General features: G+C 60.1%; 22 protein-coding genes, 2 tRNA genes and 1 pseudogene. 6 read left to right on the top strand and 19 right to left on the bottom strand.

Annotated features, from left to right (window positions below; all coding sequences use genetic code 11):
- The first annotated feature begins 4 nt into the window (after window positions 1–4).
- Genes GSM73_RS24155 through GSM73_RS24145 form a run of 3 tightly spaced genes read left to right on the top strand, consistent with a single transcriptional unit; the run spans window position 5 to window position 1448 of the window.
- Window positions 5–442, top strand: a complete 438-nt coding sequence (locus tag GSM73_RS24155) for a GNAT family N-acetyltransferase (RefSeq protein WP_171061302.1) — start codon at window positions 5–7, stop codon at window positions 440–442.
- Window positions 439–1152, top strand: a complete 714-nt coding sequence (locus tag GSM73_RS24150) for an AzlC family ABC transporter permease (protein ID WP_047226872.1) — start codon at window positions 439–441, stop codon at window positions 1150–1152. The genes GSM73_RS24155 and GSM73_RS24150 overlap by 4 nt, the downstream gene beginning before the upstream one ends.
- Window positions 1131–1448, top strand: coding sequence for an AzlD domain-containing protein (locus GSM73_RS24145; RefSeq protein ID WP_047226873.1), 318 nt, complete (start codon window positions 1131–1133; stop codon window positions 1446–1448). The genes GSM73_RS24150 and GSM73_RS24145 overlap by 22 nt, the downstream gene beginning before the upstream one ends.
- Here GSM73_RS24145 and GSM73_RS24140 read toward each other — a convergent pair.
- Window positions 1365–2291: a LysR family transcriptional regulator gene (locus GSM73_RS24140; protein WP_047226874.1), complete on the bottom strand. Its 927-nt coding sequence runs from the start codon at window positions 2289–2291 to the stop codon at window positions 1365–1367. The genes GSM73_RS24145 and GSM73_RS24140 overlap by 84 nt on opposite strands.
- A gap of 354 nt (window positions 2292–2645) precedes the next feature.
- Here GSM73_RS24140 and GSM73_RS24135 point away from each other — a divergent pair, with 354 nt between their 5' ends.
- On the top strand, window positions 2646–3056 hold the full coding sequence (locus GSM73_RS24135; RefSeq protein WP_047226875.1) for an MbcA/ParS/Xre antitoxin family protein: 411 nt from the start codon (window positions 2646–2648) through the stop codon (window positions 3054–3056).
- The gene (locus tag GSM73_RS24130; RefSeq protein WP_047226876.1) at window positions 3056–3733 is read left to right on the top strand and encodes an RES family NAD+ phosphorylase; all 678 of its coding nucleotides are present in this window, start codon (window positions 3056–3058) and stop codon (window positions 3731–3733) included. The genes GSM73_RS24135 and GSM73_RS24130 overlap by 1 nt, the downstream gene beginning before the upstream one ends.
- A 144-nt stretch (window positions 3734–3877) precedes the next feature.
- Here GSM73_RS24130 and GSM73_RS24125 read toward each other — a convergent pair whose 3' ends face one another.
- The gene (locus GSM73_RS24125; RefSeq protein ID WP_107323073.1) at window positions 3878–5485 is read right to left on the bottom strand and encodes a methyl-accepting chemotaxis protein; all 1608 of its coding nucleotides are present in this window, start codon (window positions 5483–5485) and stop codon (window positions 3878–3880) included.
- A 233-nt stretch (window positions 5486–5718) separates the two neighbouring features.
- Between GSM73_RS24125 and GSM73_RS24120 the strand changes: the two genes are divergently transcribed.
- Window positions 5719–6255, top strand: coding sequence for a dihydrofolate reductase family protein (locus GSM73_RS24120; RefSeq protein ID WP_160894090.1), 537 nt, complete (start codon window positions 5719–5721; stop codon window positions 6253–6255).
- Window positions 6256–6491: 236 nt separating this feature from the next.
- Here the strand turns inward: GSM73_RS24120 and GSM73_RS24115 are convergent, their stop codons facing one another.
- The 17 genes and pseudogenes from GSM73_RS24115 to GSM73_RS24035 all read right to left on the bottom strand — a co-directional run.
- Window positions 6492–6770 carry a DUF3077 domain-containing protein gene (locus tag GSM73_RS24115; protein WP_139048823.1) on the bottom strand — a complete coding sequence of 93 codons (279 nt, stop codon included), beginning with the start codon at window positions 6768–6770 and terminating at the stop codon, window positions 6492–6494.
- A 569-nt stretch (window positions 6771–7339) separates the two neighbouring features.
- Window positions 7340–7415: transfer RNA gene (locus tag GSM73_RS24110), tRNA-Thr, on the bottom strand.
- Window positions 7416–7490: 75 nt separating this feature from the next.
- Complete coding sequence (locus GSM73_RS24105) at window positions 7491–8315, bottom strand: FkbM family methyltransferase (RefSeq protein WP_160894017.1); 825 nt, start codon at window positions 8313–8315, stop codon at window positions 7491–7493.
- 331 nt (window positions 8316–8646) lie between these two features.
- The gene (locus tag GSM73_RS24100; protein WP_160894015.1) at window positions 8647–9879 is read right to left on the bottom strand and encodes a methyltransferase; all 1233 of its coding nucleotides are present in this window, start codon (window positions 9877–9879) and stop codon (window positions 8647–8649) included.
- Window positions 9860–10549 carry an ABC transporter permease gene (locus tag GSM73_RS24095; protein ID WP_047226885.1) on the bottom strand — a complete coding sequence of 230 codons (690 nt, stop codon included), beginning with the start codon at window positions 10547–10549 and terminating at the stop codon, window positions 9860–9862. Before GSM73_RS24095 ends, GSM73_RS24100 begins: the two co-directional genes overlap by 20 nt.
- The gene (locus GSM73_RS24090) at window positions 10546–11241 is read right to left on the bottom strand and encodes an ABC transporter permease (protein WP_047226886.1); all 696 of its coding nucleotides are present in this window, start codon (window positions 11239–11241) and stop codon (window positions 10546–10548) included. Before GSM73_RS24090 ends, GSM73_RS24095 begins: the two co-directional genes overlap by 4 nt.
- A gap of 78 nt (window positions 11242–11319) precedes the next feature.
- Window positions 11320–12087: an ABC transporter substrate-binding protein gene (locus GSM73_RS24085; RefSeq protein ID WP_047226887.1), complete on the bottom strand. Its 768-nt coding sequence runs from the start codon at window positions 12085–12087 to the stop codon at window positions 11320–11322.
- Between the two features lie 13 nt (window positions 12088–12100).
- Window positions 12101–12874, bottom strand: a complete 774-nt coding sequence (locus tag GSM73_RS24080) for an ABC transporter ATP-binding protein (protein ID WP_047226888.1) — start codon at window positions 12872–12874, stop codon at window positions 12101–12103.
- A gap of 350 nt (window positions 12875–13224) precedes the next feature.
- Complete coding sequence (locus GSM73_RS24075) at window positions 13225–13671, bottom strand: hypothetical protein (protein ID WP_076383343.1); 447 nt, start codon at window positions 13669–13671, stop codon at window positions 13225–13227.
- Between the two features lie 40 nt (window positions 13672–13711).
- Window positions 13712–15946 (bottom strand): ATP-binding protein, encoded by a 2235-nt coding sequence (locus GSM73_RS24070; RefSeq protein ID WP_160894013.1) that lies wholly within the window; start codon window positions 15944–15946, stop codon window positions 13712–13714.
- Window positions 15943–16548, bottom strand: a complete 606-nt coding sequence (locus tag GSM73_RS24065; protein WP_047226891.1) for a biliverdin-producing heme oxygenase — start codon at window positions 16546–16548, stop codon at window positions 15943–15945. Before GSM73_RS24065 ends, GSM73_RS24070 begins: the two co-directional genes overlap by 4 nt.
- Window positions 16549–16679: 131 nt before the next feature.
- A pseudogene (locus GSM73_RS24060) lies at window positions 16680–17078 on the bottom strand (DUF1016 N-terminal domain-containing protein); the annotation flags it as partial.
- 180 nt (window positions 17079–17258) lie between these two features.
- Window positions 17259–17666, bottom strand: coding sequence for a hypothetical protein (locus tag GSM73_RS24055; RefSeq protein WP_047226892.1), 408 nt, complete (start codon window positions 17664–17666; stop codon window positions 17259–17261).
- 192 nt (window positions 17667–17858) lie between these two features.
- Window positions 17859–17934 (bottom strand) — tRNA-Phe (locus tag GSM73_RS24050).
- A gap of 102 nt (window positions 17935–18036) precedes the next feature.
- Window positions 18037–18309 carry an oxidative damage protection protein gene (locus GSM73_RS24045; RefSeq protein ID WP_047226893.1) on the bottom strand — a complete coding sequence of 91 codons (273 nt, stop codon included), beginning with the start codon at window positions 18307–18309 and terminating at the stop codon, window positions 18037–18039.
- Window positions 18306–19373 carry an A/G-specific adenine glycosylase gene (gene mutY, locus GSM73_RS24040; RefSeq protein ID WP_047226894.1) on the bottom strand — a complete coding sequence of 356 codons (1068 nt, stop codon included), beginning with the start codon at window positions 19371–19373 and terminating at the stop codon, window positions 18306–18308. Before mutY ends, GSM73_RS24045 begins: the two co-directional genes overlap by 4 nt.
- A partial coding sequence (locus tag GSM73_RS24035; RefSeq protein ID WP_160894088.1) for an AsmA family protein occupies window positions 19370–21160 on the bottom strand: 1791 nt, incomplete at its 5' end. The genes mutY and GSM73_RS24035, both read right to left, overlap by 4 nt.

The raw sequence follows: 21160 nt of genomic DNA, 5'->3' as shown, positions 1-21160 counted from the left end.
ACCCATGGACGATCTGGAGCAACAGGTTCTGTTGCGCCGGGCAATGGTCAGGGACGCCGAACGACTGGAGCAGTTTTTTCGCGGTTTCGACGAAGTGTCGTTCTGCGAGTGGCAGGATGCCCGATTCTTGCGCGGGGTATTGTTGCAGGACACCACCACCGCGTACCTGGCCGTCGATGTCAGCGGTGAAGTGGTGGGGGCGGTGATTGGCGGCATGCTCGGCACCCGTGGCACCATCAATCACTTGGCCGTCAGCCCGGGGCATAGAACCCGAGGCTTGGGCCAGCGTCTGGTGGAGGCTGCATCGGCCGACATGAAACGGGTCGGCGTACTGCGCATGTTCCTGTTCGTCGACGATGCTAATCTGGCCGGCAAGCGGTTTTGGGCAGCCCAAGGCTTTTGTGAGCCTCGGGGTGAAATCACTTTCGAGAGGGATCTATGAGCAAGACTTCCAGCCAGCCGCTGGTGGTCGAACCACAAGCCTCGCGTACCTTTGCTGAAGCCAGTCCGGTGGTAGCGGGTTATTTTACGGTTTCGTTTGTGTTCGGTCTGATGGCGGTCAACGCCGGGTTGCCCTTGTGGCTGCCGGTGGCGATGTGCCTGTTCGTTTATGCGGGCGCTTCGCAATTTGCGGCGCTGGCGTTGATTTCCAGTGGAGCATCGCTGACCACCATCGTGCTCACCACCTTCCTGATCAACGCGCGACACATGCTGATGTCGGTCTACATGGCCAAGGCATTGCGTGCGCTGGGGCTCAGTCGTTTCGAGCGCTGGTGCTACGCGGCGGGGCTCACGGACGAGTCGTTCGCTTTCCACAGCGTCAAGCTCGGCACCGGTGCGCCGGTCAGCGTGCGTTACCTGATCGGCTTCAACCTCTTTTGCCACACCTCCTGGGTGTTGGGTGGCCTGTTGGGAGCGGTGTGCGCGCAATACGCGGCGCACCTGATCAAATACCAGCTCGACTACGCCTTGACCGCGATGATGCTCTACGTGCTGGTTTCGCTGTGCAATACCCGTAACAAACTGATCGCTGCCCTGGCGGCGGTCGTCTGCATGGGCGGGCTGAGCCTGCTGGGCAGCTCGCCGTTCAATGTCTTCATTGCCACGTTCGTTGGCTGCGGGGTGGGCGTATGCCTGACCAAACGTTCCTGATCCTGGTCGTGGCCCTGATGATGGCGGTGACCTTTCTGCCACGGGCCCTGCCGCTGCAGGTCAATACTGAAAACTGGCCACCGTTCGTCGCCCGCGCCCTGGAATACCTGCCGGTGGCGATCGTCGCTGCCATCAGCCTCACCCCGTTGTTGATCAAGGATCAGCAGATACAACTCGACCGCCCGGAATTCTATGCCGCGATTCCGACGCTGTTATGTGCGTATTTCAGCCGCAACCTGTTTCTCAGTGTGGCGGTGGGCACGGCGGCGTACATCGCGCTCGGTTCGTTCCTTTAGCGTCAGGTCCACAACATCGTGCAGTGCCTGGCCGGACAACTCTGGATTATTCACCGCCAGGCGGACCTCGAGGAAATCCTCGAAGTCCGGGAAAATCGTCAAGTCGTTACGCAGCGCCGCTTCCCGGGACACCAGCCCCAGGCCATCGAGTTGGGTAATCAACGACAATGTCAGCGTTTCACTGCAGGAATACACCATCCGCTGACTCGAGCCGTACTCGCCCAGGCCGGCATCCAGGAAGCGAAGGAAACTGTGGGAATACGGACATTCCTCGGCCGGACGCACCTGAAACTTATCGCCGAGCAAACCGAGGGAGTCGTCCTCTTCGCCGCAATGGGCGCCGACCACCTGCACCTGGACGTCCGGCATTGTGATGCTGGAAAAGCCGCTCTGCTGCGGACCGATCAGGATCGCCAGGTCAAAATCTTCGTTCTTGAGCTTGCTCAGGTTCTCCATCGACTCGGCGTAGCTGAACTCCAACTGATACTGGGGAAACACGGCGATCAGCCGATCGATCATCCGCCGGTTGAACTCCGCCGGCAGCGTGGTATTGAGCGCCACTCTCAGCGTGCGCTGCCGAGGCGTCTTCAGCGCCGCGACCTTCTCTTCCAACTGCCGCGTGGCAACCAGCACCTGATCCATGAACGGCGTCAGTTCCGAGCCTTGGCTCGTCAACGTCAGGCCCTTGTTCGACCGCCGGAACAACCGGAAGCCGAACTGCTCCTCAACTTTGTTCAACTGTGCCGCCAATGCCTGCACCGTGAGGCACGAATGTTCCGCCGCCGCCGACAAGGAGCCGGTCTGCACGATGCGCATGAGGTTGCGTAAGGTTCTGCTATCCATGAGGTAATGCCCTCTGCTTAAGTGGGCTCGCTATTGTTGTGCACCTGGCCCGGTCAGGCAGTGCATGCCGGCTATCATCATGTACCTTGCCACGGTTGTCGCGGTTTTGTGGCGAAAAGCTCCGGCAGACGATGGTTGGAGCTTATGCGGGATTTGGGTTTTTTGCCTGATCAACGGTAATCGGGGCGGTCAGCGAGTCCGTAAGTGGCTGGAGCAGAGAAAATTCCTGCACACAGCTTGCTGAATGGTTCAGGTAGAGGGTGGTAAAAATCCGTTTGCGAATAAAAAATAATAATTTATCCGTATTTGTACTACTCTCTAGGTGTCACCCCCTAGCAATGGAGCCCAAATTTTATGGCAACCTCCTCCATCACCCTCAACGCGCAGCAACAATTGGACTCCCCGGACGCGGGTCGGGTCGCGTTGAAGTTTTTCTTCAATCTCATGGCGTTGTGGGGCTGCAGTGTCGAGCAGCAGCGCACATTGCTGGGCAAGGTAGGCAACACGACTTTCTATAAGTACAAGCAATTACCGGAAAACGTCAGGCTGCCTCACGACACACTGGAGCGCATTTCCTACCTCATGGGTATTCACAAGGCGCTGAGCATCATCTTCAGCAACAGCCGGGACCGCGCTTACCAGTGGGTCAACAGCCCTAATACCGCTGCGCCCTTCAACGGCCAGTCGGCACTGGCCTACATGCTTGCCGGGCGGGTGGTGGACATTGCCGACGTGCGGCGTTACCTCGACGGAGTGCGCGGTTGATGACGCCACCACTGGCGGACCCGCAATGGAAGCGTGCCTACCGGATCGTCAATAGCAGCTTCCCGCCGATTGCGCTGTTCGAAGACGTGCTCGATCCCGAGGACTTGCCCACCGCGTATGCCCTGGAAGCACTGACCAACGATCGGCTCATGGAAGAAGCCGGGGTGCTGTCCCGGGTACGCCCCGAGGACCGCATTTCCGGGCCCGGCTCCTCGCCGGTGATGGCCGCGTTTACTCATATCGGCAAAAGCAGCCGCTTCAGCGACGGCACCTTCGGTGTCTACTACGCCGCCAGCAGCCAGGAAGCCGCCATTGCCGAGACCTGCTACCACCAGGCGCGATTCCTCGGAGCGACCAACGAGCCGGATCTGGAATTGACCATGCGCACTTACGTCAACAAGGTCATCAAGCCGCTGCACGACATCCGCCAGGACTACCCGCACCTGCACGACCCGGACCCCACCGCCTACGGTCCGTCCCAGGTGTTCGCCCGGCAACTGCGCGAAACCTTGTCCTGGGGCTTGCTGTACAACAGCGTCCGCCTGCCCGGCCACGAATGCGTGGCGGCGTTTCGCCCACCGGCGGTTTCGATTCCGGTGCAGGGCAAGCATATCCGGTACGTCTGGAGCGCCCAGAAGCGGGAGATTTCGTTTGTGTTTGAGGTGAGCGAGGTGTGAGTCAGGTCTTTAGGGTGTTTTGGCTGGGCAATAATTATTGCCCAGCCAAAATTTTCAATAATTCGCGAGTATTGAAAGCACAGGCTGCTACACAGCCGAGCGAGAGCAAGCGGCCTCGCCACAAAAGTGGGTCCGGCCGATTGATCAAATCTTGAACTGCTGCACCGAAGACTGCATCGACCCCGCCGCATCGTTCAATTGATCCGCTGTTTGCGTCAGGTTGTGAATCGAGCGGGTGTTCTCGCGGGACTGCGCGGCAATCGACTCCACCCTCTGAGCCATTTCATCGCTGGCCTTCGATTGTTCGGCAATGGTCTGGGAAATTTCCTCCACCACTTCTGCCGCGTGCCGGGCGCCGGTGCGGATTTCGCTGATGGACACCCCGGCCTGCTGGGCCAGTGAGACGCCTTCGTCCACGCGGCTGACGCAAGCCTGCATGTTCGCCACCGCATCCCGGGCGCTGGTCTGGATGCGCTCGATCATTGCGGTGATTTCCTGAGTGGACTGGGTGGTGCGCGCTGCCAGGTTACGCACCTCATCGGCCACCACCGCAAAGCCCCGCCCCGCCTCACCGGCGCGGGCGGCTTCGATGGCGGCGTTGAGGGCCAGCAGGTTGGTTTGCTCGGCGATGCTCTTGATCACCTGAATGATGGAATGAATGTCTTCGGACGACGCATCCAGCGCGGTGATCTTGCTGGACGACTGATTGACCACCTCGGCGATCCGGCTCATGCCCTCTACCACCCCAAGAATCACTTGCCCGCCGCTGCTGGCCAGTTGTTCGGACTGCGCTGAAATCGTCCGGGCGCTGTCGGCGTGCTGATGGATCTGGCTGATGTTCGCCATCATCTGCTCCATGCTCGCCGCCATGCTGGTGGCGCTCTGAGCCTGCTGATCGGCGCTGGACACAATCTGCCGCGCCGTATCGCCCAATACGCGCGACGTGCCATGCAACTCGTCACTCTGGCTGCGGATCGTGGCGATCATTTGCCGCAGATTGACCTGCATCTGCTCGATCACACCCTGCAACTGACCCAGCTCATCCTTGCTTTGAGCCCCCATCGAGCGCTGCAAATCCCCTTGGGAAATAGCCTGGGTATTGAGGATGATCTTGTTCAGCGGCGTAAGCACCGCCTTGAGCAGGCTCCAGGACAACAGCGCCAACGCCACACAGGTGGCCAGCAATGTGAAAACCAACCAGCGCTCCGACGTTTGAATGCTGTGGTCCTGATGCTCGCGGGTGGCATGGGCCTGGCTCTCGATCAACTCACTCACCGCCTCGTTACGCTCCTCCAGCGCCGAAAACGCCCCGTCGAACTCCGTCCGCAGCGCCCGGCCATCCTGGGCACCCTCCAACGCCTTAGCGATCACCTGCTGAGCCGATGCAATATAGGTTTCCACTTGCGGCTTCAGCTCGGTAATAGCCTGAGCGATCGCTTGCGGCAACTGGGCCTCGGCATTCTCGGCGATGACTTTGCGCATCCGTTGCGCATGCTCATCGAGCGCCTCTCTCACCTCCTTGGCTCCCGCGGCATCCCCCGGCGCCACCAGCAAAGCGGCCAACACATCGCCACGAATGGCGTCGTGCATCATGTCCGCCTCCATGTGCTTGCGCATGGCCGAAATACTGGTCTCGCTACGCGCCAGGGCGCTGGTCATGCTGATATAGCCCCACAACCCGATACCGCCGAGCACGAGGGCAAAGAAAAGGCTGATCAACCCCGAGCCTATGATCTTGGTCCTGATCTTCATCGCCTACTACTCCAGAGGGGGCGGGATTTCAGGGAAAGTGTAGTTGAGGGCCGGCGGAGCGCTCGGAGGTTCGCTTTGATTGCTTCGGGCGCTCACGCCCGCTTGCCGATAACGCCAACGACCTGCGGGCCCGAAGACAAGCGATGGGAGCGATTGCACAATGGATGATCAATGCCAGCAGGTGTTTCTCGACGCCGGGCATCGAAATACCCCGTATGAATAAGGAGATCCTGATGGCCACTGCACATGTTTTCATCGCCACCAGCCTGGATGGCTTCATCGCCAGGCCCGACGGTGACATCGACTGGCTTTTACAGCGCGATGATCAAACCGAGGACCATGGCTACTCAGACTTCATCGCTGACAAGGACGTGATCGTGATGGGGCGCGGAACCTATGAGAAGGTCCGGACCTTCGACACCTGGTTCTACGAGCGCCCCGTGGTGGTGCTGTCTGAAAGCCTGTTGGATGCGCCAGTGCCCGAAGCGCTGAAGGGCAAGCTCCGGTTCTCTAGCCTCGCGCCCAAGGACGTGATGGAGGAACTGACGAGACAAGGCGTACGTCGGGTCTATGTCGATGGCGGACAGGTGGTGCAGTCATTCCTGCGCGATGGATTAATCACCGACATGGTGATTACCACTGTACCTGTGCTGATCGGCTCCGGAAGGCCATTGTTCGGGGCTCTTGAGCGGGACGTAGATCTGAAACTGGTATCCAGCCGCTGGTTTGCTTCGGGGTTGGTGCAGTCTACCTATCGCTTGGCGACATGATGCGCTTGCGTGGGTATTAGGCCTGCAGCGCCAGAGCGTTCTCGTAGGAAAACGGGGGACAGACCATGGTTGATTTAGTGTCCGCTTACTCATTGCAGCCGGTAATCGTGCTCTGTCCGTAGCCCCCGTGGCGAGGGAGCTTGCTCCCGCTGGGCTGCGAAGCTGCCCTTCTTTAATCCGCTCCTGCAAATAAAATTCAATGCTGCCCCCTCGGAGCAGCATTGCCCCTGCGGCTCTTAAGCAGAATGACTCCCCGGCGCCTCCAGCACCTTCACCACGTCATCGATGACGGCTTTGCTCATATCCTGCAAATAACACGACGCCCAGGCGTACCGATCCGTGCTGCGAATCATCGCCGCGTCCTCGGCCAAGAGCTTGGCAACGTGGAGCAGGTCGGAGGCGTGGGATAAGGCTTCGCCGATGGGAATGCCGCTGTTGACGCGGAAGAGGGGGCGGTCGGAGTGGTAGGAGAAGGGGGTTAGGCCTGGGGTTTTGAGGTCTCTGGGGTGGGTCATTGTGCGCCTCCGGTTGTCAGTTGGCGGCAAGTAGCGGCTGACCAAGCGCAACAGCAGAAAAGCGGCAAATCCATGGCATACATCGATAGAGCTCCCATATCAAGTGAGAGCTGCCACGTTCGTTCTCAGGCGAATGGGTGGCAGCTGTGCGCAGGCTGAGAAACCGGAGATACAGGAACCCGGCAGACCCGAAGGTCTCCCACGCACAGCCGCCATTGCACGAAATACGGACATAAAAAAGCGCCGCAAAACGTGGTAGGGCGCTGTAGCGCCTGCATCTTACTCGGGTTCTCAGGCCCGGTCGCTGAATTGGCAGCGACAGTTGGAAGGTAGCGGTCGATTGGATAGGGGACAATCGTGGCGCCATGCTGGCGGGGCTAGAAATTGTGTGTCTGGGATTAACGCATCTGGGGCGGACGGAGCGAGCTTGCGCATGTATGGCAGAGTGTCGGTGGCGGTGATGGCCTCATCGCGAGCAGGCTCGCTCCCACAGAGTTCAGTGTCTGGACAGAAAGTGGGCGTGCAGAAACAACAAAGCCCTCGCATTTCTGCGAGGGCTTCGTTTTGTATGGTGCCGGCACCAGGAGTCGAACCCGGGACCTACTGATTACAAGTCAGTTGCTCTACCAACTGAGCTATACCGGCGTGTGGGCGACGATTATAGCGATTGGGTGCGTTCTGTAAACCCCTGAATTCTGACTATTTTTGCAGAGCCTCGGCTCAGGCGCGGCGTACGAGGTTGCGCACTTTCTGCAAGGTTCGCCAGGTACGGCTGTTTTGCAGGGCATGGAGTTGGGCTTCGGCCCGTTCGGCGCGTTGCAGGGCGGCGGTGAGTTGCTGGTCGGGTTCGCTCAGGGGGTGGCTGAATTTGTGGCCTTTGCAGAATTGGAACCCGTCGAGGTTGCACGGGGGGATGTCGAAAGCGGGTTTGAGCGCCAGGTGTTCTTCGGCGAGGTAAAAGGTGTTGAGGCCGTCGAACAGGATGGAGTGATAGCCGGCTTCGGTGACGAGGGTTTCCCAGGTCTGGTCGCGGGCCCATGGGGTTTCGATGAGGATGATCCAGGGGCGCCAGCGGCTGAAGTCCATGCCGCGCAGCACGGTTTCTTCGTGGCCTTCGACGTCGATTTTCAGAAAGTGGATGGGGCGGTCCTGGGCGTATTGCTCGCAGATCGAAGTCAGGGTGCGGGACTGGACGGTCTGCTTGCTTACCTTCATGCCCGCGTCGCGGTGCTGTTGGGCGACGCTGGCTTCGACGGTGGACAGGCCCGTGTCGGCGATGGTGTAGAAGGTCAGGCTGTCGGCGTTTTCGCCGGCTACGCATTGCAGGTTGATGTCGTTTGGCCGTTCTTGGCAGAGAGCGTCGTAGTAGGCCTGCACCGGTTCGATGTTGATCCCGCGCCAGCCGTGATCGTAGAACGCCCGGGTCACGGAATCATCTGTTGGATGATTGGCGCCTATGTCCAGATAAAAGCCGTTTTCCACCGATTGAAGGGCGCGCCACAGGCGTATGTCTTCGAAGTTCTGTGCGTAGGAAATGAACGTCACGGCCAGTCCTTGTGTGTGTCGGCATTGTGTCAATCACGATACGAAAGGCTGTTGTACTGCACAGGCGCGATGGGCGCAATTGCTGGCGTGTGGGAGCACTGAGTTCGGCGGTTATGTCGTTTTGCTTGAACGCTTATGCACAACGGGCGGGGTGGGGCGACTGCCATCTTGCGATTTTGTGACAGCTTTCTCGTTTGCTCGCAAATGCCTGTTTTAATGGTTTTTTATCCATATGAACAAAAAATGACCAGCCTCGCTTTCAGCAGAAAATCGCGGATTAATTGGATCCAAGACAATTTCATCAACAGAGTTATCCACAGGCTGTTTCATGTCAGCGACGTTCGGCCAGCAGCATCAGATTTCGGGGCGTGAGGGGCGTTTCGCAGAAGGTGCCGAGGTGGACGTGGTAGTTTTTCTGGCTGAGGAAAAGCGCCCGATCCAGCACCAGCCACAGCTCAAGAGGCCGCCGGAAAAGGCCGCGGACCAATTCCAGGTTGCGCACTTGGGCCAGGCGTTGATGGCCGGCCGCTTCCAGTGCCGACCAGTCAGGCGAGCCGACTGTGGATAAGTCTTTCAGGGCTGCCAGATCGGTGCAGTACTCGATGAAGGATTTTTCCAGCCAGGCGCTGGGGAGCGAGGGGGTGGGCAGATAGTCGTCGCGGCCCCGGATCTGTCGTTGCAGCAGGTCAAAGCTCAGGCGCCGAGCCATGGAGTGGTCCCGTTGCCGCCGGATGCGGGCGCCGGCGGTGACCGTTTCGGTCAGTGGCAGGCTGAGATCATCGAGCGTTAGCTGTAGGACCGAACCCTTGGCGACGTCGGACAGCGGTTGATAACGTTCAGCACTGATGCGGTTGTAGCAGCACGGGGCGATTGCCAGTTGAGTGCAGCCAGCGGCGCTCGCCAATTGCATCAGGCGCACATGCAGGTCGCCGCAGGCGTGCAGGGCTACCGGTGTGTGTTCAGGGCGGATCGCCAGGCCTGCCTCTGCCGCCAGCACGTCTTGCTGCAAGTGCGTGGCGGGCAGACGGTGGCGTTGGCTTAGTTGCTGGCCGCTGGCGACCAGGGCTGGGTCGTATTCCAGGCAAGTCAGTTGTTGTTCAGCCTGCAGCAAGCGTCGGCCAAGATGACCTTTGCCGGCGCACCAATCGAGCCAGTGGGTCGGTTTGGTAGCGAAGTGCAGGCGACTTGCGAAAGCTCCGATTTGCTGCCATTTGCGCCCTGGCACGTCGACGCTGAGGCGATGGGCGGCGGTTTCGAGCTCTTTGCCCGGCAGTTCTGCGACGACGCTCAACGCATGGGAAATGCCCGCCAGTTCTGGAAATGGCGCGGGTGCATGTTGAATCAGCCAGGGTTGGTGATGGTCGTTTTCCGCGTCTTCCAGCGAACGCTGGCGTAGCCATTGGGCCAGCTCAGGGTAGGACCGTTCCCATGGCAGCTGCAGATGGGTGAACGGACGCGGTTTCCACAATGCCTGGTGCGTTGTGAGAAAAGCATCCAGCGCGGTGAAACGGGCGAGTAACGCCTCGCCCGTCAACACGCCGCTGTCAGCGTCCTTGGCAGGCATCGACGCGCAACCAGCGCTCCAGCTGTTTGAAGCCCTGCACCAGCACGAACGCCATCAGCAGGTAGAACATGCCGGCCGCGAAGAAGATTTCCACCGGCAGGTAGGTCCGAGCAATGATGGTCCGGGCCATACCGGTCAGCTCCAGCAGGGTCACGGTGCTCGCCAGGGCGCTGGCCTTGAGCATCAGGATCACTTCGTTGCTGTAGGCCGGCAGGCCGATGCGCGCGGCGCGAGGCAGGATGATGTAGAACAACGCCTTGGGTCGGGACATGCCCAGGGCTCGCGCGGCCTCGATTTCACCACGGGGGATGGCCTGGATCGCGCCGCGCAGGATCTCGGCGATGTAGGCGGCGGTGTGCAGGGTCATGGTGGCCGTGGCGCACCAGAACGGATCCCGCAGATAGGGCCACAGCGAACTGCTGCGCACGGCGTCGAACTGCGCCAGACCGTAGTAGACCAGGAACAGCTGAACCAATAACGGCGTGCCACGGAAAAAGAAAATGTAGGCGTAGGGTAACGCCCGCACGTACCACAGGCGTGAGGAGCGGGCGATGCCCAGCGGAATCGCCAGCAGCAGACCGGCGATCACGGCGATGGCGACCAGCTCCAGGGTCAGTGTCGCGCCTTGGGCCAGTTTCGGCAGCCACTTGATGATGACTTCCCAGTTCATTGGGTGCTCCTGGCAAAGCCGCGAGCGGCACGTCGTTCCAGAAAATGCATGCCGATCATGGCCAGCACGGTAAGGCCCAGGTACATGAACGCGGCCACCATATAGAAGGTGAACGGTTGCTTGGACACGGTCACGCCGATTTGCGCGTGCCGCATGATCTCTTCCAGGCCGATCACCGACACCAGCGCGGTGTCTTTCATCAGGATCATGAACAGGTTGCCCAGCCCGGGCAGGGCGATGCGCCACATCTGCGGCATGATCAGCCGAGTGAAGATCCGCCACTTGGACAACCCCAGCGCCACGCCAGCTTCGCGATGGCCCTTGGGAATGGCCAGGATCGCGCCGCGGAATACTTCCGTGGCGTAGGCGCCAAAGCACAGGCCCAGGGCGATGACGCCGGCGGCGAAGGCGTTGAGGGAAAGGTCCGGGTTACCGAAGTATTCGCCCAGGGCACGCATGAGATTGACGGTGCCGAAGTAGATCAGCAGCACCCAGAGCAATTCGGGGATGCCGCGAACCAGTGTCGAATAAGTGCCGCCCAGCCATTGCAGCGGCTTGTATGCGGAAGTCTTGGCCAAGGCGCCGAGCAAGCCGAGCACCAGCCCCAGGCAGAGGGCCGAGAGCGCCAGTTTGACGGTCATCAGCGCGCCAGCGGCGAGCGCCGGGCCGAATCCGTAGAGATCGATCATCATGGGTGTGTGTTCATATCGCGGCAGGCTTTGCTAAGGGCCGGTGCCGCAATGAAGCGGCGCCGGCCAGGCACGTCAGTATCAATAGATGCTGAACGGGAAGTACTTGTCGTTGATCTTTTTATAGGTGCCGTCGGCAACGATTTCCTTGAGCGCGGCGTTCAGCTTGTTGCGCAGTTCGTCGTCACCCTTGCGCACCGCGATACCGATCTTGTCGCTTTCCACCACCGGGTCGCCTTTGAATTCGAAGGCGGCGCCGTCTTTGCTCTTGAGCCATTCGTATTGCACGTATTTGTCCGCCAGGATGGCGTCAACGCGGCCCGAGAGCAGGTCCAGGTAAGCGTTTTCCTGGGTATCGTAGAGCGTGACCTTTACGTTGTAGTCATCTTCCATGTTGCGGTCTTCCAGCCAGGTGCCGGCCAGCGTGGCGCGTTGTGCGCCAATGGTCTTGCCGCTCAGGTAGGCCTTGTCGGTCTTGAAGTCTTCGGTGGCCTTCGGTGCGATGAATTGCAGCTTGTTGGAGTAGTACGGTTCGGTGAAGTCCACGGCCTGCTTGCGTTCCTCGGTAATCGACAGCGAGGAGATCAGGAAGTCGAACTTCTTGGCGTTCAGGGCCGGAATGATGCCGTCCCAGTCGGAGGTCACCACGCTGCATTCGACTTTCATCTTGGCGCACAGGGCGTCGCCAATGTCCTTGTCGAAGCCGACCACGTTGCCGCTGGCATCTTTGTTATTGAACGGCGGGTAGGCCGCTTCGATGCCCATCTTCAGTGTTTCCGCGGCCATGGCGCTGGCCGAGAAGACCAGACTGGCGGCAGCGGCCAGGAGAAATTTCTTGTAGGTCTGCATATGTACTGCTCCGTTAGCGGTTGCTGGACATGAATTGTTTGCAGCGCGCCGAAAGCGGGTTTTCGAAGACCTGCTGTGGCGATCCTTGCTCCTCGACCAAGCCTTGATGAAGGAACACCACTTCGCTGGAAACCTGACGGGCGAAGCCCATTTCGTGAGTCACCAGCAGCATGGTGCGGCCTTCTTCGGCCAGGGCGCGGATCACACTAAGTACTTCCTGGACCATTTCCGGGTCAAGGGCAGAGGTGGGTTCGTCGAACAGAATCACTTTAGGCTGCATCGCCAGAGTGCGGGCGATGGCGGCGCGCTGCTGCTGACCACCGGAAAGCTCGGCAGGGTAGGCATGACGCTTGTCGGCGATGCCGACCTTGGCCAGCAGGGCTTCAGCCACTTCCACGGCCTCGGCCTTGCTCTGGCCGAGCACCCGGCGCGGGGCTTCGATGATGTTGTCGAGCACGCTCATGTGCGGCCAGAGGTTAAAGTTTTGAAACACAAAACCGATTTCGCTGCGCATGCGGTTGATCTGTTTGCCATCGGCGGCCACCAGTTCACCGTTTTTCGCGGCCTTGAGCTTGAGTTCTTCGCCGGCCACCAGGATCTGGCCCTGGTTGGGATTTTCCAGCAGGTTGATGCAGCGCAGGAATGTGGACTTGCCGGAACCGGAGGAACCCAGGATCGAGATCACATCGCCGTCGCGGGCGGTCAGCGAGACGCCTTTGAGCACCTCCAGCTTTCCGTAGCGTTTGTGCAGGTTGCGGATTTCAAGCGCGGGCGTGGCCTGGGCCATGTGCGGTCCTCATGGTGTGTGCTCCCTTGCTGTTGGCGGCCTTCCTGGCGAGGCGGCCAAGCTAGCATAGCGTCCGAATGGCAGCCAACAGCGCTACGGGTGGTAAACCGCGAATGTGCGGCAGGTTGTCGCATCGGCGCAGCAGACTGTCGCGCCATCAACAACCGAACGGCCGTTCGAACTCTGTTTACCGGTAAAAATCCCGGGGAGTCGCGTAAAAAAAGGCGCGATGGTGCCAGCTTTGGCTGGGGGTTGGAAGGGTTAATCGGATGAGTGTTGCCGTTGTGCGTTTTTATCGTCCATAGGAAGTTTTAGCTGGCTGTCCTCTTCTCCGTGAGGCTGATCGCGTTCTATTCGCCGGCGGGCTCTTCCATCAACTGACGATAACGATCCAGCGCCTCGCTGAAGTCCTTGATGAACTCCGGGGTGCTGAGCCAGCGCTGGGCCGTCTCGCGATCCATGTCGTCGGCCCACATGCGGTAGTCGACCAGCATGTCCGCGGCCAGGTTGGTGGCGGCCATGCTTTCGTTCTCGGCGTTTTTCAGGTCCAGCAGGCCGGGGCGTTCGCTGATCATCACGCTCAGGGACGCGAGCAGCGTGTCGAGCATTTCGCTACGGCTGATGGCCTCGGCTTCGCGTAGCTTGGCGAACAGCTCGAGCACGTAGACCGGTGGCTGGGCGGTGGCGTGGGCCGGGTCGCCATACATGGGGATGGATTTACGCCCGCTCATGCGGATTTGCTTGGCTTTGTCTTTGGCACGCTTGGCGCGTTTTTGCTGTTTGTTCAGTGAGGCCATTGGGCTTCGGTTTCCAGTTTGTTAGGGGGCGATGCCCGGCTCAGTTGATTTTCGGCACGGTAAAGCTGAATTCGCTGCCCTTGCCTGGCTGGCTTTCGGCGTGCAGTTTACCGCCATGGGCCTGGACAATCCCCTTGGAAATATACAAACCCAGTCCGGTGCCGTTCGGGTTGCCTTCCTTGACTGTCCAGTAGCGGTCAAACACGTGAGGCAACTGCTCCGGTTTGATTCCTTCGCCGGTATCACGAACGCTGAACACGATCTCGTCACCCACCGACATCGCGCTGATGCCCACGCTGCCTTGCTGGGGGGTGAACTTGATGGCGTTTCCGATCAGGTTCGACAGCACCTGGAACAACCGCTCGGGGTCGGCATTGATCTTGAGATTGGGTTCGGCGTGGAACGAAATATCGATGGCCTTGGCGGTTGCCAGCGGCGTCAGCAGCGAGCAGGCGTCTTCGAATATCTGGCTGACGTCCAGCGGCTGGGGATGGATGGTGTAGCGCCCGGCGTCGATGCGCGAAGTGTCCAGCAGGTCTTCGAGCAGAACGTTCATGCGGCTGGCGGCCTGTTGCATGGTGTCGATGGCTGAAGCAATTCGCTTGGAGCTATGGGAGCCGTCGGAGCTGAAGGACTTTTGCATCATGCCGCAGAGCATGGATATGACCGTCATCGGGTTGCGCAGGTCATGGGACACCACCGCCACCAGTTCATCACGCGCCTGCACCGCCTGACGCTCCTTGTGGACTTGCCGGGCCAGATCGTTTTCCAGCGCTGAGCGGCGCAGGTCGTTGGCGGCAAACAGATCGCCGTGGGTCCATTTGGTACTGATGCCGGCCATTTCGACTTTCCAGATTTCGAAAGACGTTCGCGGTCGCAGGCGCAAACCTGTCTCGCTGCTTTCCAGGTCCAGAGGTTTTTGCGGGTCGCCACTCCACTGGATGGTTTGCTTCACCTCGGGGCGGAACCACAGCACGCCATTTTCCACAGGCTTGGGCAGGTGGATCGCCAGCACACCGCTCGCCACGTCCTGATAGGCCTGGGCTGGAGCGAAAACGCTGCTCAGGTTGTGGTGGGAGAAAACGGGCTGGTCGGTCTCCAGCATCCATTTATGCAGCTCGCGGATCTGCTCCGCTTCCGGGCACTGGCCATGGCGGTGCAGCTTGTTGTCCTCGAGGATCGCGACGCCGGTGGCGCCGGTCAGGTCCATCAGCCTTTGGGGTTCGCGGGACAAGCCGTCAAAGACATTGTCGCTGGACTCGGCCATGGCCGTGGCGAGAACCTTGAGGTCCTCAAGCTTGGCATCCCGTTGACGGGTCAGATCCAGTGCTTCCATGGCGCTGATCTGCAGCGACAGCACTTGGCCGATGGTCTGGCAGGCCATGCGCATTTCATGGGGCACGAGCAGGGGTTGACGGTTGCCGCAACTGATCAGGCCCCACAGTCGGTCGCCTTCCATCAGGGAAATGCTCATGGACGACAGCACACCCATGTTTTTCATGTATTGGCGGTGGATCGGCGAGACGCTACGCAGGGTGGAAAAGCTCAGGTCCAGGGGTGTCTGAGTGTCGGGACGCAACTGCGGGACCAGCGGTACCGGCGTGTAGTCAGCGTTGGGGATGATCCGCAGCCAGTTGGTGCGATACAGCTCCCGGGCCTGTTCAGGGATATCCGATGCCGGAAAAAACAGGCCTTTGTAGAGCTCCATCGACGGCGCGCTGGCCTCGGCGATCACCTGGCCATGGCCTTCTTCTTCGAAGCGATAGATCAGCACCCGGTCGTAACCGGTCATGGCCTGAATTTCCCGAACGCTGATTTCGTACAGAGCCTGGAGGCTTTTCGCGCTTTGCAGGCGTTGCAGCATGCGCCCCAGGTTGGCTTCGCCGCTGACACCTTCGGGACGGTAGTCGCTCAGGTGCTGTTCCAGTTCGACGATCAGGGCGCCTTGATGGCGGTGGACCAGGGCGTCAAAACGCAACTGGTTCACGACAATCTCCACGGGCGCGTTGTCCCCGTCCGCATCGGCGCGACAGGCCTTGAGGACGGCTTGGGCCTGCTGCTGCCCGAACAGTGCGTCCAGCGTCTGGCCGGGGAGACCGTGAGAATCGTGCCCCATCAATTGCAATACGTTGGCGCTGACCTGTCGGATGACGAAGTCGGGTTCGGACAGCATCAGTAGTACGCCATGAGGCTGGATGGCCCCGGGGAAGCGAATCGGTTCGTCTGCACAATTGGCCAGCAGTTCTTCGAAGGCTTCCTGGTTTTCCGGGGTCATAACAATACCTTTTGGCTGTCCAGCCAGTGTTCAAAATGAGTAAACGTCGCTTTGGCGGCACGTGTGACTTCGAGCGTTTGGGCGTCGCCAAGGTTCCTGTCGCCCAAATACTGAAGGAAGTCCTTCCAACGCCGACCGGTGAGTTCGCCATACACATTGAGAAACGCCGCGCCGCTGGAGGCATCAAGGCCGAGCTGTTCGGCGACTCTGCGCCGCAGGATCTGCCCCCCGAGAGTTGCACCTTCCAGCACATAGGAAACCCCCAGGGCGGCGGCACGGGAATCGATCTGCGGCAGGTCCCGGCAGGTGGGCAGTGCCTCGATAGCGTGGTCATCCAGGCCCAGTGCCGTGAGATCCGCCCGCAGTACGGGAAGCTTGATCCGCAGGGATTGGTCCAACCCCGTCGGTGTCAGCGTCAGGACATGAAGTCGCTGTTCCAGCGGTTTATAAAAACCGTAGTAGGCGGCCATCAGGCGCCGGTACAGGTCGAGGTCCAACTGTTCGGAGAAAAACGGCAAGCGTTTTTCCAGGGCGACGTGCAGCTCAGCGGTTTCGGTCCGCAATGCCTGAATCAGAGAAGGGGGAGGCGCGGCCGGTGACATGCGGGATAGAGCTCGTTGACTGGAGCGTTGCTGGAAAAAAAGCGCATCAATCTTACACAGATTTTTCGGCCAGAGCGGCCATCAGCTGTTGGCTTTCAGTTCGCCCGTCGTCAGGCTTGGTTGTCGAGCCTCAAGGCTTGTTCCAGGTCGGTCTCCAGCAAAGCGCCGGCATTGGGCATTCCGAGGAACTCCAAAACTACGGGATCCCTGACGATGTCCCTCGGGCTGAGATTGAGCCTTTCAATATGGCTGGTCGCTTCCTGTTTCACCGCCGGGCGGTCTTGGCTGGCCAGCGGACGTTCGTAGTAGAGGGTGCCGATCTGACGTTCCAGGGCGCGGGTGGACCAGTTTTGGATGGCTACCTCGTTCATGTACCAATGGCGGGCGTTTGGGGCTTCTACCCGCAGAAGTGTGCGGTAATGGGTCCAGCTCAATTCGGAACGCACTGCGTTCCAAATTGGAAACGATTGATAAAAGTCCCGCATGTGGCGCAGGTTGCGTTCATCAAAGCCTTTCCCAAACGGGAGGACCAAAAGGATGCTCTGGACGACGTTTCGATGATGCAGGGCGAGTCTGATTAGGTGGGAGGAAAGCCGTCCGATTCTTGCAGGACGGGTTTGACGCCGCCTGATCTTGGCTGACCCTGGCTTGTAGGAGCTATCCCGGGATGGCGTCATCCACTGCCGACGTCCTCATAATGAGGACGATCATCAGATCGGATCTTGGGCTAGCGCCTTGGACGCGGCGACATAATCGGCCTGGAACTGCTCACTCTCCACCCAATCCAGCGCGGTCTGCTCATCGACGCCTTTGGTCAGGCGACGGTATTCGATCAATGCAGTAATGATGAAGTCGGTTGCTTCGTCCTCACCTTCCTGTTCCAGCACCAGCGTCAACAATGGATAGGCCAGGAACGCTTCGCACATCGCCTTCTGGCTGACCTTTTCAGCTGAGCTCATGATTTGGAACAGCTCCGTCAGGTCCACGGATTCCAGATCGATGCGCTCATCGTTCGGGTCCAGGAAATCGTTCGGCGCAGCAGCACGCTGAATGCGGTTCTTCTTGGCTTTCGCCTTGGCGCGCTGGTTTCGTTTCTGCTGTTTGTTTGCCGATGACATGGGGGGGCAGACTCCTGGCATGAAAATAAGGCGATCTATCCTACAGCTTCAGGGCAACCACTTCGAATCTCAATCCACCACAAACAATGTGGCACCCAATGAGGTTGAAGAGCTCGACGCGCCGTCACAGCTCCCGTAAATCCCAGGCAATAAAAAACCCCGATCAATTTCTTGATCGGGGTTTTCGGTATTTGGTGCCCAGAGACGGAATCGAACCGCCGACACGGGGATTTTCAATCCCCTGCTCTACCGACTGAGCTATCTGGGCAACGGGGCGCATTAAACGGGTTTTTCAGGGGGTCGTCAAGCACGTTATCAAAAAATATTTAATTATTACCGTCGCTTACGATCCGCCCCGGTTCTGGGTGGCCTATTCGGACGGCGGCACGTAGCCTTCGGCCTTGGCGTATTCTTCGCCGGAAAAGAACTTTTCCATTTCGCCCTGAAGGTATTTGCGGTCTTCGGCGTTCATCATGTTCAGGCGTTTTTCGTTGATCAGCAGGGTCTGGTGTTTTTGCCAGTCCGCCCAGGCCTTGGCCGAGACATTGTCGTAGATGTCCTGGCCTTTGACGCCCGGGAACGGCGCGCGCTCCAGGCCTTCCAGTTGTTCTTTGTACTTGCGGCACATCACGGTGCGGATCATTGCAACTCTCCTGCGTTCAATACGGCGGCCGCGCGTTCGAGCAAGGTCTTGACCGGGGCGGCGAGGCCCAGGCGCGGCGGGGTGGCGAGGTTATACCAGAGCCAGTCGGCCTCGGCCACGTGATGGCCGGTTTCCCGGACCCGGACCAGCCAGGGTTCGATCGCCAACTGGAAGTGGCTGAAAGTGTGCACCAGGCTTGGCATCTGCTGATGATTGCCCAGCTCCAGCGAGTGTTGCAGGGCCAGGTGTTGCAGGTCGTCGAGGTCGTCGAGTTCCGGCAGGCTCCATAAACCGCCCCACAGGCCCGTGGAGGGGCGACGATAAAGCAGAATCGCGCCTTCGCGGTTAGCCAACATCGGCATCAAGGTGCGTTTTTTGGGCACATCCTTGCGTGGCTTGGGGATCGGGTAGCGGGTCTCGAGGCCGAGCATGTGGGCTTGGCAGCCTTTTTTAAGCGGGCAAAGCAGGCAGCTGGGTTTGCTGCGGGTACAGAGCGTGGCGCCCAGGTCCATCATCGCCTGGGTGTAGGCGTTGACCCGGTCTTGAGGCGTGAAGCGCTCGGCGGTCGCCCACAGTTGCTTCGCGACCTTCGGTTCGCCCGGGTAACCTTCCTGGGCGGTGAAGCGCGCCAGCACCCGCTTGACGTTGCCATCGAGGATCGGTGCCCGCAGGCCCATGCTGATGCTGGCGATGGCGCCGGCTGTGGACAGGCCGATCCCCGGTAATTCGGTGAGTTTTTCCACGTCGCGGGGGAATTCACCGCCATATTGGTCGACTACGATCTTCGCGGTTTTCTGCAGATTACGGGCGCGGGTGTAGTAGCCCAGGCCGGTCCACAGGTGCAGCACTTCGTCTTCCGGCGCGGCGGCCAGGGCTTGCACGGTGGGCAGCGAGGCCATGAACCGGTCGAAATAATTGAGCACGGTGCTGACCTGGGTCTGCTGCAGCATGATTTCCGAGACCCACACCCGATACGCAGTGATGTCTTGCTGCCAAGGCAAGTCGTGGCGCCCGTGGCGGTCGAACCAGTCCAGTACGGCGCTGGAAAACTGCTCGGCTGTCATCGCTTGAACAACCCCTTGAGCGCGTCCTTCAGCTCGGGGCTGACCTTGTCGCCGAGCTTCTCGTCGATCTTCTCATTGAGCTTGTCACCGAGGCGGTCGCCGGCCAGTTTCGCGGCGACTTTGCCCAATCCTTCGTTGTCCAGGCGGCATGCCTTCGCGCCCAGCTCCAGCGGACCGCGGCAGCGTAACGGCCATTCGACATCGACGTAACGTTCGTTGACCTGGCAAGCCGGGTCGGGCATGTCGCTCTTGTCGCCTTCGATGATGATGCCGACGCGGTAGTCCATGCCCAGCACACGCAGGTCGATATCGCCGTTGCCGTTGACGGTCATGCCAGGGATGCGGACCTTCAGGTCCGGGTTGCTGGCCACGCCGCTACGGAAGGTGAGATTGCCGTTGAGTTGCTCGAACGGGGTGTCCTTGCCCCGGGGCTCGCCACTGAGGGTTTTACGATTGAGGGTGGCGATGCCCCTGCACAACTGCTGCTCGAGGTTGGCATTGAGCAGGACGCCGTCGTTGATGACGAACCCGGCAGTACCGTTGAGGCTGTCGATCAGGGCCTTTTGGCTGTTGCCACTGGCGGTCACGGCGCTGTTGAGTGTCACCAGGCCTTTGACGGGCGGATTCTTGCCCTGGCTTTCGATGATTTTCTCGGCCGGTACCCGGTTGATGCGGGTTTGCAGGCTCAACTGCGGCGTGGGCTGGCGCACGTCCAGCGTGCCTTTGACTTCGAAGTTGCCGTTGTACAAATCGCCCCGCAGGTTTTCCAGGGTCAGCAGGCCGCCCTGGCCGGTGGCCTTGAGCGCGGCATTCTGGATCGGCAGTTTATCGAGGGTCAGTTGGCCGAAGGTCAGGTCGGCATCCAGGTCCAGTTTGCCCAGGCGTTCGACCGGAAACAGCCGGTCGTTGCTCCAGGCGCCCTGGGTGGGCGCGCTCGGCAACGGTGTGCTGCCGGCGCCCGCCATGGCACTGGCTTCGGTGTTGCTGACCTCCGCCTCTCGGGCCGCCTTGGAACTGTCGGCCTCGGCGGATTTTGGCGGCAGGTAGCGGTCAACGTTGAAGGTATCGGCCTTGAGCTGCGCACGCAGTGACTGCTTGGCAAAGTCTTCCACGGCGATACGACCGCTGAAGGTGCTGTCGTCGATTTTCAGATTGATACTATTGAATTCGGCGCTGGTCGGCGTGGCCGCAATACGGGTGACCAGTTCGACTTTGCTCAAGCTGCCTTCGGCCATGGCTGGCAGTTTCTGACCGACGCCGTCGACGAATTTCGCCAGGTCGAATTGGGCGATCGACATGCCGCCGCTCAGTTGCGGGGTCTTGTCCAGATCATTGACCTTCAGTTCGCCCAACGCCCGCAGTTGATTGATGGAAAGCTTGATGCCGGTCCATTCGGCGACGTTCGCCGCTTTATCCAGGAGTAGCTGCCCATGTGCCGCGAACGTCACGGTCTTGCCTTGCAAAGGGTCGCCCGTGGCTTCGCCGGACAGCTTCAGGTCTTCGAACTTGTAGCGCTGCAAGGCGCGCTCGAAGCGCAGCTCGCCCGTGACCTCGGTGCGCACCCGCACGGCTGGCTGGTTGCTGGCCAGGAATGCGGTGAGCGTGACCGGAATGTTGGTGGAATCATGGATCGGGCCAGTGCTCAGTTGGATGCTTTCGGCGGTGAACTGCCGGCCGGCCTGCTCGTCAGTGTATTCGACCCGGGCGTTGTTCACGGTCAGGCTGTCGATGTCCAGGCGGGTTGGCTGGGCCGGTTTCTGGGCCGGGGCGCTGTCCCCAGGGGCAGG

The sequence above is a fragment of the Pseudomonas sp. PICF6 genome, assembly GCF_009831705.1.
In the GTDB taxonomy this organism is placed as follows: Bacteria; Pseudomonadota; Gammaproteobacteria; order Pseudomonadales; family Pseudomonadaceae; genus Aquipseudomonas; species Aquipseudomonas rhizophila.
Note: the sequence above shows the minus strand (reverse complement) of the source record. Positions and strands in the feature narration are given on the sequence as shown.